Annotated in this window: 6 protein-coding genes; 3 read left to right on the forward strand and 3 right to left on the reverse strand. The window is 37.7% G+C overall.

The features are described from left to right. Nucleotides 1–474 precede the first annotated feature (474 nt). Nucleotides 475–1455 (forward strand): acyl-ACP desaturase, encoded by a 981-nt coding sequence (locus LQ201_RS25050; RefSeq protein WP_131032039.1) that lies wholly within the window; start codon nucleotides 475–477, stop codon nucleotides 1453–1455. Between the two features lie 63 nt (nucleotides 1456–1518). Here LQ201_RS25050 and LQ201_RS25055 read toward each other — a convergent pair whose 3' ends face one another. Beyond that, complete coding sequence (locus LQ201_RS25055; RefSeq protein ID WP_230146454.1) at nucleotides 1519–4914, reverse strand: methylmalonyl-CoA mutase family protein; 3396 nt, start codon at nucleotides 4912–4914, stop codon at nucleotides 1519–1521. A gap of 724 nt (nucleotides 4915–5638) precedes the next feature. After that, nucleotides 5639–7297 (reverse strand): alkaline phosphatase PafA, encoded by a 1659-nt coding sequence (gene pafA, locus LQ201_RS25060; RefSeq protein WP_230146453.1) that lies wholly within the window; start codon nucleotides 7295–7297, stop codon nucleotides 5639–5641. Nucleotides 7298–7652: 355 nt separating this feature from the next. On the opposite strand from pafA, the gene LQ201_RS25065 reads away from it, so the two are divergent. Beyond that, a complete protein-coding gene (locus tag LQ201_RS25065) occupies nucleotides 7653–9311 on the forward strand; it encodes a DUF3472 domain-containing protein (RefSeq protein WP_230146452.1) in 1659 nt (552 codons plus the stop codon). Between the two features lie 42 nt (nucleotides 9312–9353). Here the strand turns inward: LQ201_RS25065 and LQ201_RS25070 are convergent, their stop codons facing one another. Then, nucleotides 9354–10643 (reverse strand): folylpolyglutamate synthase/dihydrofolate synthase family protein, encoded by a 1290-nt coding sequence (locus LQ201_RS25070; protein ID WP_230146451.1) that lies wholly within the window; start codon nucleotides 10641–10643, stop codon nucleotides 9354–9356. 266 nt (nucleotides 10644–10909) lie between these two features. Between LQ201_RS25070 and LQ201_RS25075 the strand changes: the two genes are divergently transcribed. Next, nucleotides 10910–14176 carry a gliding motility-associated C-terminal domain-containing protein gene (locus LQ201_RS25075; RefSeq protein ID WP_230146450.1) on the forward strand — a complete coding sequence of 1089 codons (3267 nt, stop codon included), beginning with the start codon at nucleotides 10910–10912 and terminating at the stop codon, nucleotides 14174–14176. Nucleotides 14177–14258: the final 82 nt, after the last annotated feature.

A 14258-nucleotide genomic window follows, 5' to 3' on the forward strand; every position in this document is an offset into this window, starting at 1 on the left:
CAGCAGCAATGTTGAAGGGTTTTCTTCGTTTAAAAGCATTTTATAGCCATGCCTATCTTGTTTTCACCATTAAGGAGTTAAGATGGGTTAAGGCACTGCTCCCGCTGATTATGCTGATCTCCGCTGAGTTTTTACACCTTCCGTCCCAGGTTCAATAGCCGTGATGGCAGCGGAAATCCCTTTTGGGCAGCGGTAGATTGTCTATCCCAAGGGTTTCCAAAAAGGATTGCAGCGTACAGCAGGACGGAACCGAACCTATATGTTACTGTTACTGCGCTCCTAATAACAAACCGAAGAGTAAGCGCTCTATATTTCTTCCATAAACGCTTTGTGTACAATAAATAAAACCATTTGTGCCATTGTTGATAATTTTAGCCACATTTAAAACTGATTTAGCGCTAAATATGTTAATATCACAAGGTTTGCCACAATATTTGGTTATCTTTGTTTTTAACAAAAATATAAGTATAAGTAATGAGTTTTTTTGCAGATAAAAGAAGGGAAGTAATGTTGCATATTGAAAAATATATGCTGGAGTCGATGGGAACTTATTTGAAACCAATCGATACCAACTGGCAACCTTCTGATTTTTTACCAGATTCTACTAGTGAAACATTTTATCAAGATGTAAGAATTTTGAGGGATAACGCAAAAGATCTTTCTTACGATTTAGTGGCCGTTTTAATTGGCGATACCATTACTGAAGAAGCTTTACCAACATACGAATCGTGGTTAGCCATGGTTGATGGACATAGTAGGGACGAAGAAGGTGGCTGGATGAAATGGGTTCGCCATTGGACTGCAGAAGAAAATCGTCATGGTGATTTGTTAAATAAATATTTATACCTATCAGGCCGTGTAGATATGCGCCAAATGGAAATTTCTACACAGTATCTTATTGCTGATGGTTTCGATATTGGTACCGGGCATGATCCATACCGTAACTTTATCTACACTTCTTTTCAAGAATTGGCTACCAATGTATCGCACAGAAGAGTAGCTTCTTTGGCTAAAAAAGATGGTGATACGTTATTATCTAGAATGTGTGGTGTAATTGCGTCAGACGAGGCCAGACATGCAAAAGCTTATAAAGATTTCATGAACCGTATTTTTGAGGTTGATCCTAATGAAGCAATGTTGGCTTTCGAAGATATGATGCGTAAGAAAATTGTAATGCCAGCCCATTTCTTACGTGAGGTAGGTTTGAAAATTGGCCAAACATTTGGTCACTTTACAGATGCTGCGCAACGTTTAGGTGTTTATACTGCGGTTGATTATGTTGAAATTATGCAACAGTTGATTGAAGACTGGAAAATTGAGGGTATGCGCGATTTAAATGAAGCTGGTGAAAAAGCCCGTGATTATATTATGGCTTTACCTTCACGTTTATTACGTGTTGCCGAGCGAATGAAAAACCCTACTATAGACTATAAATTTACCTGGATTGCTGGTTAGATTTTTGAATCTTTAGTTAATAAAATTATATGAGCCCTTATCAAATCGATAAGGGCTTTTTTATTACATGTTTCTTCTGTATTGGCCACCAACTTCGTAAAGCGCCTTGCTGATCTGGCCCAATGAACATACCTTACAAACCTCCATGAGCTGTTCGAAGATGTTGTCGCCGGCAATAGCCGATTTTTGAAGTTGTTTCAAGAGATCTGGAGCACGATCTGCATTTCGGTCCTGGAATTTTTGTAATGCCGAAATCTGATATTGTTTTTCGTCTTCTGTAGCGCGGATTACCTCACCAGGAACAATAGTAGGTGAACCATTCTTGTTTAAAAAGGTATTTACGCCTACAATAGGATATTCGCCTGTATGTTTAAGCGTTTCGTAATACAGACTTTCTTCCTGAATTTTTCCGCGCTGGTACATCGTTTCCATCGCACCCAATACCCCACCACGATCGTTGATGCGTTTAAATTCGGCAAGTACAGCATCTTCTACCAGATCAGTTAATTCTTCGATGACGAAAGCACCTTGTAAAGGATTTTCATTCTTTGCTAGCCCCAATTCTCTGTTGATAATCAATTGGATCGCCATAGCCCTTCTTACAGATTCTTCTGTAGGCGTTGTAATGGCTTCATCATAAGCATTGGTATGTAACGAATTACAGTTGTCGTAAATGGCATAAAGGGCCTGTAAAGTCGTACGGATATCATTAAAATCAATTTCCTGTGCATGTAACGAACGGCCAGAAGTTTGGATGTGGTATTTAAGCTTCTGCGAGCGGTCATTTCCCTTGTATTTATTCTTGATGGCTTTGGCCCAAATTCTTCTGGCTACGCGACCGATAACGGCGTACTCCGGATCGATTCCATTAGAGAAGAAGAAAGACAGGTTAGGGGCAAAATCATCGATGTGCATGCCTCTGCTCAAATAATATTCTACAAAGGTAAATCCATTGCTTAAAGTGAAGGCCAGCTGGGAAATTGGATTAGCACCTGCTTCTGCAATATGATAGCCCGAAATGGATACCGAGTAGAAGTTCCTCACTTTTTCCTCTATGAAATATTTCTGGATATCGCCCATCATCCTCAAGGCAAATTCTGTAGAAAATATACAGGTATTTTGTGCCTGATCTTCCTTTAAAATATCAGCCTGAACGGTTCCCCTAACTGAGTTAATGGCTTTAGCCCTGATCTGGGCATAAATATCGGCAGGTAAAACCTGATCTCCTGTAAGGCCCAAAAGCATTAAACCTAAGCCATTGTTTCCTTCTGGTAATGCGCCATTATAGGTTGGCCTCGGTATATTTTTTGCTTTATAGATTGCATCAATTTTAGCTTCAACTTCCTTAGTTAAATCGTTTTCGATAATGTATTTTTCGCATTGCTGATCGATTGCTGCATTCATGAAAAAGCCCAGTAACATCGGAGCAGGACCGTTAATGGTCATGGATACCGAAGTGGATGGGGCACAAAGATCAAAACCCGAATAGAGTTTTTTAGCATCGTCCAAAGTGGCAATACTTACACCCGAGTTTCCGATTTTGCCATAAATATCAGGACGAATGTGCGGATCTTCTCCATAAAGGGTAACAGAATCAAAGGCAGTAGATAAGCGGTGTGCGGGCTGACCTAAAGAAACATAATGAAAACGTTTATTGGTTCTTTCAGGCCCACCTTCCCCAGCAAACATCCGTGTCGGATCTTCGCCTTCTCTTTTTAACGGAAATACACCTGCTGCATAAGGAAATTCGCCTGGAAGATTTTCGGTTAGCAACCATCTTAAAATATCACCCCAATCTTCATATCTTGGCAAAGACACTTTAGGGATATTCAGTTTTGAAAGTGATTCGTAAAATAAAGGTTGTTTAATCTCTTTATCGCGGACTTTATAAATGAAAAACTCTTCTTTGTAAGCTCTTTTGGTATCTGGCCATTGGCGCAATAAACGCCTGCATTCGCCATCTAATTGTTCCTCGAAGAAAGAGTATGTTGCATTTAAGCTTTTTAACACCCCGTCCGGCGGAGACCCTCGTAGGAAGGGGGAATTAATATCACCGGCCAAATCGATTACACCTTTCAATTGATACATTTTCCGGGCAATGGTAGCCTGTTTATCTACCCATTCGTTATACATCTGACTCGATTCGGCAATTTCTGCCAGGTAACGGATGCGATCGGGTGGTATGATATAAATCTTCTCTGATTGGTCGGAAGTGAGTTCCATTTTAGCCTTGAAATCGGTTCCGGTTTTTACCTTAATTTGCTCCATTAATGCCACAAAGAGGTTATTCATTCCCGGATCGTTAAATTGCGATGCCATGGTTCCATAAACAGGAATTTCATCATCTTTCGCATCAAAAATATTGTGGTTGCGTTTGTATTGTTTGCGCACATCTCTCAGTGCATCTAATGCACCTCTTTTATCAAATTTGTTAATGGCTACCAGATCAGCGAAATCTAACATGTCGATTTTCTCCAACTGTGTAGCTGCACCAAATTCAGGGGTCATTACGTATAGGGAAACATCACAGTGTTCGGTAATTTCGGTATCCGACTGGCCAATTCCAGAGGTTTCTACAATAATTAAATCGTAACCTGCGGCTTTGCAGATATCGATACTTTCCTGAACGTTTTTGGATAGTGCAAGGTTGGCCTGCCGGGTGGCTAAAGAACGCATGTAAACCCTCGGGTTATTGATAGCATTCATTCGGATACGATCGCCCAATAAAGCGCCGCCTGTTTTTCTTTTGGAAGGATCGACAGAGATAATCGCTAATGTTTTATCTTTCACTTCTACCAGGAAACGGCGGACAAGCTCATCTACCAGTGATGATTTTCCGGCTCCGCCCGTTCCGGTGATGCCTAAAATAGGAGCGGTGTTGTTTTTGGATAATTTTTTTAATTCATCTACAAATTTCTGTGCCCCTTCGGGATCATTTTCTGCAACGGTAATGGCCCCGGCAATGGCTTTAATATCTTTTGTAGGAATAGTTTCGAGCTCGTTAGTGATGCTGGCTTTAGTGATGAAATCGGTTTTGATCAGCATATCGTTGATCATGCCCTGCAAACCCATCTTACGGCCATCATCTGGAGAGTAAATTTTAGAAATTCCATAAGCCTGGAGTTCTTCTATCTCTGAAGGTAAAATTACGCCACCGCCACCTGCAAATATTTTAATGTGGCCTGATCCTCTTTCTTGCAAGAGATCATACATGTATTTAAAGTATTCAATGTGCCCGCCTTGATAGGAAGTCATTGCAATGCCCTGAACATCTTCCTGAATGGCACAGTTTACCACTTCATCAACCGATCTGTTATGGCCAAGATGGATGACTTCAGCTCCTGAAGATTGGAGGATACGGCGCATAATATTAATGGTTGCATCGTGTCCATCAAAAAGGGAAGCGGCAGTTACAAAACGGATTTTATTTTTGGGCTTATATATTTCTACTTGTTGCATATGATAGGATTTAAAGGATCAGTATGCTCAAATAACCGATCCTTGTCCAAATATATTTGGTATGCAAATGTACTAAAATAAGGAGTTTAAACAGCGAATACCCTATACCGTTATGGCTTTTGGAATTACAATGAATAGCCGTTATTGTCGTAAATGGCAAACTCCCTCGTACCATAGTCAAAATTTCGAGTGGGTAACAGATTTCACATTGATCTTTTAAACTTTTCCAGAGTGTAGTTACCTCGTTTGTATTGATGTAAAGCGAACCGCTCATAATTGATTTAGGGATATTGCGATGCTTGTTTGGAGAACAAAACATAATTTCGATCTCATCTTTTCGGAGGGTTAACCAACTCAGATCGTCAAGTTTTACATCACAAGTGAAGTTTAATACTTCTGTATAAACTTTAGTGTTGCTTGCATATCATGCGATTCGAGCATGGGTGTAAGTTTGGTTGCGATGTATGTTGACATGATCTAAAATAAAGAAAGTAAGAAATTTAGCAAGTTATCGTCATTTTGAGTTTGAATTATGTATAAAATCAATATTGATGAATGAGAACCTGATGTATATGCCTACCTCAAGCTACCGTCATTTCGAGCGGAGTGTAGCGGAGTCGAGAAATCTATGATGATAGATCTCTCCATTCCACTGCGTTCCAGTCGAGATGACGACTTCATTAAAGCAAAAAAACTATGCTGGTGGGCATAGTTTTTTTGTAAATTATTTATTGGTGATTTCGGTGATTGGCTCCCCGACGGTTCCGTTTGGCATTTGAATATGTAGCAAAGCCGCTAAGGTTGGTGCAATATCAGTCATGTAATGTGTTTTATTAGATGCTCCGGCTTTGATTCCCCAGCCCATAAAAACCAATGGAATGTGCGAATCGTATGGGTTCCAGTTTCCGTGTGTGGTACCTGTGCTGCCACCGTTAAACCAGTTTGGTTGTAAAACATAGTAGATATCGCCGCTTCTGCGGGCATTGTATCCATTGGTAATCATCATTTTCTGGATTTCCTGAAGTGTGCTTTGCGATATTTTAGCAATATCAACTGCATTTTGGAAACCGTCTAATCTTTTTAAGAATTCTACAGATGCCGATTTAATTACATCGAAACTTACATCACCTTTATCGGTTTTATCATGATCGAAAATGATCTGATTGTTCTGAGATTTTAAAACCACATTGTTTACTTTAAATTTATCATTTAAGTAAGCATTTAATTTGTTTGCGATGTCACGGTCACTCACTACGCCTGAAGGCATTTTATTTTCTTGCATAAAGCCTGGTACATGCGCAGCACCATGATCGGCAGTTAGAAATACCGTGTAATTTCCTTTACCTACTTTTTTATCCAGGTAGTTGAAAAACGCTTCGAAATCTTTATCCAAACGTAAATAAGTATCTTCTGCTTCCACTGAGTTCGGACCATAAGCATGACCAACATAATCAGTAGATGAGCAACTTACAGCTAAGAAATCGGTAATGTTATCTTGTCCTAAATCTTCAGAAAGGATCGCTAATTTGGCAAGATCTAACGTGATGGTATTACCATAAGGCGTGCTTCTGATGACATCGAAATTTTTATCAATATTTTGGGTGAGCTGATGAGGGAATGTGCTCGATTTGCCTTCGTATGCTTTCTCATCTGCTGTGCTATTAACATAGGTATTCATTGGATACAATGTTTCCCAGTTTTTTGCATAGAACTTGTTTGCCAATTTCAATTTATTGTAATCGGCAATCCATGTTGGTACTTCTTTCATGTAATAAGTACTGGTAATCCAGTTTCCGGTGCTACCCTGATACCAATATGCTGCATTTGCCGCGTGGCCGGCAGGAAGGATCGAACCCCTGTCTTTTAATGAAATACCAATTACTTTACCTCTAAAATTGGTAGCTAACCTCAGTTCATCGGTAATGGTAGTGGTTAGCATATTTTTTGGCGACATATTTCCTTCAGAAGATGGTGTACTCCCAACAGTAGATACAGAAGAATCTTCTGTACAGTATACATTCTTTTTGGTTTCAGGATCGTACCAGTCATTACCGATAATACCATGTACAGCCGGAACAGAGCCTGTGTAGATACATGTGTGGCCACAGGCAGTATAAGTTGGTGTATAAGGAATAAAAGTATTTTCTACAGAAAAACCTTCATTAATTAATCTTTTAAAGCCACCATTGGTATAGCGGTTATAGTAGCGATATAAATAATCCCAACGCATTTGATCAACCACTAAACCAACCACCAATTTAGGACGGGCCACCTCGGTAGGGAATGCTTTAGGTTGTGCTGTGGAAGGTTTTTTAGTTTGGGCTGAGGTGATTGCGATCGAAAAAATAGAAATGGAAAAGATTAGACAGGATATTTTCTTCATTGTGTTTTAGTTAAAAGGCTAAAGTAATAACTTTTAAGTGAAGATATTTTGAAGTTTATGTAAAGATTTAGAAACTAATGCAAATTACACGCTAATCTATGTATGTAGGATTAATTATGCGCAAACGTTTGCCTTATTGATACGAGTCAAAAAGAGGTTAATTGGTTTGATACTTTGATTTTGAAGTTTTAAAATTATTCAAATGAGGTTAGCTATCTCATTTTTAGGGTGTTAATGAATTGTTTGAAGCTCAGAAGGGCACTCAATCGTTTGTGTAGACAAAAAAAAATAACAGCATTGTTTAATTGGTAGTTTTAATAATCAATTATAAATTAATACCTAACCTTAAAAAACTATGAAACCATTTACTACTTTTTCCTTGTCGTTACCGGCTTGGATTATCTTGTTATTTAGCATTCTGTCTTGTCAGAAAAACATTATTGCTGAAAATCCCCAATTATCGATACCCAAAAAGAGTTCGGTAAATACAGCTCTTGTAAGCGGAGAAAATGCTGCTCCGTCAGAACATTTATATTTTTCTTTTCCTTCTGATGCTATTGCTAAACTACATAAAATAAAAATTACACAATCTGCCTATGCCGAATATTTTTCTGTTCATAATTATTCTGGCGGCTATGCAGGCTTACAGCAAACACCTGATAATTCTTTTGGAACACCAAACATTCTTATATCCTCATTGTGGGATCCAAATACTTCTGGGGGGATCTATTCTGAAGTGGCTTATACCGGTGCACAAACCATTAGCAGTAGATTCGGGGGAGAGGGTGATGGATATAAAACAATTAATCCCTACCAATGGGCACTTAATACCTGGTATAATATAGCCTTAAGGGCGTGGAAACGAGATGGAAAGCTATATATAGGTACTTTCATCCAAAATCAATCGAGTGGTGTTTGGTTTCATACCAGTACATTGGCTATTCCTGAGCGCACTACTTTCCTGGGGTCGAGTAACGATGCATTCTTAGAAAACTGGGTTGGAACTAATCCTGATTATGACGGAAGGTATGTTAGAAAAGCATTTTTTAAGGATTGTTGGAATTTAAATACAAGCAATACATGGGAAAAACATACCAGTAGAAGTTTTAGTGCCAATGCAGGAGATGAGGGTAGAAATGGGATTTACGATAGGGCTTTTAATTCAGGCTATGATACTACTGAAGATGCTTATTTTATGGAACATGGAGGAAATACCCAGCCGAGTGCCGGTTTTGGTACAGGAAGAACGTTAAGTCTTCCGGCACAAAGCAATCAGGGTACTACACCAACATTAACCATTGGTGAGGTACAATCTGCAACGGCTGTTGCCAATGGTAATACGGTTACGGTAAACTGGATAAATAATCAGCTAAAAAGCCCTCAGCTTTCTTCAAAAATTGAATTATTGAATTCATCAGGTACTGTAGTTAATACTGTAAATGAAGTATTGCCGCAAAAAAGATCTGTGACGATTACCAGCAGCCTAGGCACAGGTACTTATTCAGTTAGAATTACCCTTACCGATATTTTTAACCAGAATTCAACCCCGTTAACAGTGCCGGTTACCAATGGTATTTCGGGAAGTACCTGGTATAAGATAAAAAACGCGTCGAGTGGGCTTTATCTCGCCATAGAAAATAACAGTACCGCTAATAGCGCCTTTTTAGTTCAAAGTACCAGTGCCACCGGAAATGGTCAAAAATGGAAGTTTAACACACAGGGAACAAGTTATATTGTTGTTAATGCCAATAGCAATAAAGCACTGGATATTGCAGGAGGCGTGCAGGCATTAAATGGAAATATCATTCAGTACACCATTACCAATGGGGCAAATCAAAATTGGAATTTAATTCCTGTTGGCGCTAATAAATATGTAATCCAAAGTAATCTTGCTAATCATTATGTTCTAGACAATCCAGGTAGTAGTACAAGCAGTGGTACTAAGATTGTGCAGTATAGTATGAATGGTAGTGCTGGATCATCAAATCAGCAATGGCTTTTAGAAGCACAGTAATTTATATAAGCAAAGGAGATAAATGTTGTTTATCTCCTTTGCTTATATCGCTTCGGCTACTACAAATGTACTTCCTCCAATAAAAACCAAATCTTTTGGATCTGCGTATTGAACGGCCTTTTCTTTTGCCTCGATTACCGATGCATAACTGTTTCCATTTAAATTAAATGTTGCAGCCTGTTCTTTAAGTTCATCTGCTGCTAAACCACGTTCTAAGTCTGGTTTGCAGAAATAGTAAGTAGCATTTTTAGGCATCAGGGATAAAACTTTCGAAATATCTTTGTCCTTAACCATTCCAAAAACAATGTGCAGGTTTTGGTAAGGAGTTTGGGCGATGTTTTTAATTACCTCGGCAATGCCAGCTTCATTATGGCCGGTATCGCAAATAACCAAAGGATTTTTACCCAAAGTCTGCCAACGTCCTTGTAAACCGGTTTGCTTTTTAACCTGGCTTATTCCTTTGTAAATCGCTTCCTGATCGATTTTAATTTCCGTTTTCTCGTTAAGTACAGCGAGGGTTTTTAAAACGGTTAAAATGTTTTTGTGCTGGTAAACGCCGGTAAGATCGCTTTGAAGATCCTTGTATTTAATTTCACTATTCTGATAAACAGATAGGGAAAGCATATTGTTCCTGATCTTAAAATCCTGAGCCCTTAACTCCGCATCAGCAAAAACAATCTGAGCACCTACTTCTTTTGCCTTACTGACAAAAACTGGAGCCAATTCTGCTTGTGTTTCGCCGATTACAGCCGGAATGTTCCTTTTAATGATACCCGCCTTTTCACGAGCGATTTCGGTTAGCGTATTGCCCAACATATTCATGTGATCAAGGCTGATATTAGTGATGACCGAAATTTGCGGTGTAATGATATTGGTCGAATCTAACCTTCCACCTAAACCCACCTCAATTATGGCCACATCAACTTTATGTTTGGCAAAATGATCAAATGCAAGGGCCACAGTGACTTCGAAAAATGAAGGCTCGGTTTTTTCGATGAGTTTTTGCTGTTCTTTTACAAATGACACCACTTCAGTTTTGCTGATCATTTTTCCATTGATGCGGATGCGTTCGCGGAAATCTTTTAAATGGGGAGAGGTGTACAATCCTGTTTTATATCCTTGCGATTGCAGTACCGAAGCCAGCATGTGTGAGGTAGAACCCTTTCCATTTGTACCCGCCACATGGATACTTTTAAACTTATCCTGCGGATTATCCAAAGCTTCACAAAGAATGATGGTATTGGTTAAATCTTTTTTGAAAGCAGATGCGCCAACGCGGGTAAACATGGGGAGTTTACTGTATAAAAAATCAAGCGTTTGTTGGTAGTTCATAATATGTGCCAAATATAAGTTGACTGGAGTTATTATGGAACGAAATAAGCAGATTTTATTAAAACTGGTATTTCTAAGTTTTTAATATTAAAGTTAGGTGATTACTTTAAAAGTGTTTAGTAGCGATTTAGTTTGTAAGGTTATGTTGTTATATTTGCAGGTATCTAACGGTCTCAATAATAGTGATTAATAAATTTAGTCTAATCCTTTTCGTGCTCTTAGCTTGCTTTTTTAAACTTGCAGCTCAAACTTTTTATGTAAGTTCTATGGATTATTCTAAGGGAGCAAGCGACCTTTATAAAGTTGAATTTACAAGCGAAGGGGTAAAATCTACAAAAATAGTCGGATGCTCACCTGGTGATCAGTATTTTTCGATCGCTATGAACAGGAATAATTTATTTTGGTTCAGAAATTCAGAAATATACACTGCGGATGTAAAAGAGAACAGTATTGAAAATTGCAGGCGTTTATTTTTAGGTATGTCTGGCTCAAATTCACTTACCCTTGGAGCGGATAATAAGTTATATTATTGTTCTGGTTATTTATTCAATACAGATATTAATACAGGAAAATCAGAAGCCTTAGGTTTACTGAATTATTCACCCACAGGAGATGTCTGTTTTTATAAAAAAGATCTTTATATGGCAGCATATCAAGGGATAGTGAAGATTAATGTTAAAGAACCTAATAAAAGTACCCTTCATATTCCATTGCCTGCAAATTTACCCCTTTATGGGATCGTTAGTGTTTCAACTGGCCTCAGAAAAAACACAGTTTATGGATTGGCAAATTCTGGTGCTCAAACCAATATTATCGAATTTGATATAGAAAATCAAAAAATGGTTGGTGTGGTAGGGACGCTTCCTTATAATATTCTAGATGCCGCAAGTATGGTTGAAGATGGGAGCATTATTGGGATAGAATTTGATCATGTAGATATAAACCAAGATTGTACTTTGGGAAACACAGCCAATGTAGATGTTATTACCGCGCCTCATATTGAAGATTTTACCTATACTTTAAATGGTGTTACCAATGCAACAGGTAAGTTTACCGGCTTATCCAAAGGTCAATATACACTTTCCATCATCTCTGCATCCGATTCCTATACCACGACAGTTGATGTTCCTGAGGTTAATTTGATAAAACCTATTTATAGCTGGCAGATCAAAAATCAGCTTTGCGAAACCCTTGGTGAAATTACTTTTAATACTCCTGAACAAAACAGCAGTTATCAAATTAGATACAATGGGAAGTTGTATCCTTTAAATAGTACATTCTCTAATTTAATAAGTGGTAATACGAATCACTTTGAAATTGTAAATAAATATGCATGCAAGGTTGATGAACAGGATCTTATTGTCGGACGGGATAAATGTAAAATCCAATTCTATAAGGCTGAGGTAAAACAACAATGTGATGTTTTTCACAAAGGAATAATTAGTATTTTAACAAAGCCACATGTAGCAGCTTATACTTATATCTTAAATAATGATTTAAGCAATACCACCGGAACATTCAAAAATTTAATTCCTGGGCCCTATCATATTAAAATTATTTCTGATGAAGATGAATTAGAAACTGACATAATTGTGCCAGATTACAAGCAACTACAACCAGAATTTTCTTTTGCTAAAATAAATCCTGATTGTGCCGCTAAAGGAAATATTCAGTTTAATGCTTTTGCCGGTAGTAATGATTATAGGATAAAATTTAAAAATGATGTTTTGCCCTATAATCATCAATTCACTAACTTGGAGATAGGCAACTATCATTTTGTTGTGCTGAATAAAGAGAGCTGTTTAATTGATGAGTTTGATGTAGAATTGGTTTACGAACCTTGTCCGGTTATTATCAATAGTGTCGAGATGTTTGCCGAATGTAACGTTCTTGGAAAAGGCTTTATAAAAGTTAATTGCCCACCAATTCCAGAAACTTATACATTTACACTTAATAATTCAGTATCAAATAATACCGGTGTTTTTAATATGCTTGATCCTGGTACTTACACAATTGAGGTTAAAGCATCTGGTGGTGCGCCAGCAACATATAGGACTATTGAAGTACCTGATTATTCTCTAACTAAACCGCTTACAAAGATTAATGCTAAGAATCCTGCTTGCGATCTGAAGGGAGAAATATCATTTTCAATAGGTAGTAATTCATCTGATTATAATGTGAAATATAAAGGGCTTGTTTATCCGGGCAACCACATTTTTTCAGATTTAATTGAAGGAGATTACAGTTTTACCATTTTAAAGCTTAATGGCTGTATTATTGATGAATTAAATAAAAAGCTAGTATACGAACCTTGTCCAGTTATTATCAATAGTATCGAGATGCTTGCCGAATGTAATGTTCTTGGAAAAGGCTTTATAAAAGTTAATTGCCCACCAATTCCAGAAACTTATACATTTACACTTAATAATTCAGTATCAAATAATACCGGTGTTTTTAATATGCTTGATCCTGGTACTTACACAATTGTGGTTAAAGCATCTGGTGGTGCGCCAGCAGCATATAGGTCTATTGAAGTACCTGATTATTCTTTAACTAAACCGCTTACAAAGATTAATGCTAAGAATCCTGCTTGCGATCTGAAGGGAGAAATATCATTTTCAATAGGTAGTAATTCATCTGATTATAATGTGAAATATAAAGGACTAGTTTATCCTGGCAACCACATTTTTTCGGATTTAATTGAAGGAGATTACAGTTTTACCATTTTAAAACTTAACGGCTGTATTGTTGATGAATTAAATAAAAAGCTAGTATACGAACCCTGTCCAATTGTTATCAATAGTATCGAGATGCTTGCCGAATGTAATGTTCTTGGAAAAGGCTTTATAAAAGTTAATTCTCCAGCAATTCCAGAAACCTATACATTCACACTTAATAATTCAACATCTAATAATACAGGTGTTTTTAATATGCTTAGTCCGGGTAGCTACGATATTGAAGTAAAAGCATCTGGTGGTGCACCAGCAGAATATAGAACTGTTGTGGTTCCAGATTACTCGTTAACAAAACCCCATTCGATTGTTAATGCTAAAAACCCTGTTTGCGATTTAACTGGGGAAATCTCATTTTCTATTGGTAACCGTTCAGCTGATTATAACCTCAAGTATAATGGAGTAGTTTATCCAGGTAATTACGTTTTTTCGGGTTTGTACGAAGGTAAATACACCTTTTCGATTCTCAAACTTAATGGCTGTATTGTAGATGAGCTAGATGTTTCTTTAGAAACAGAAGCCTGTAACGACATTTCATTTCCGAATGCTTTCAGCCCCAATTCGGATAATATAAATGACGATTTTAAAGCGAAAGAGGGAAGTAGGGCTTTTAATTTTCAGATGCAAATTTTCGATAGAAGGGGAGTAGTTATCTTTTCTTCAAATAAATTATATGACGCTTGGAATGGTGATTATAAAGGACAGCCAGTTCCCGTAGGAGTCTATTTTTGGGTGGCATCGTTTACAACTCAGGAAAATAAAAGAATAATTAAAAAGGGATCGGTTACCTTGATTCGATAGCCCGTTAAACTATGTTGATTAATTACTTATGCGAAGTAATTTGTTATGGTGTTGGATGTGCTGTCAGATGTTACCATCTGAC

Source organism: Pedobacter sp. Bi126 (assembly GCF_918698245.1).
Taxonomy (GTDB): Bacteria; Bacteroidota; Bacteroidia; order Sphingobacteriales; family Sphingobacteriaceae; genus Pedobacter.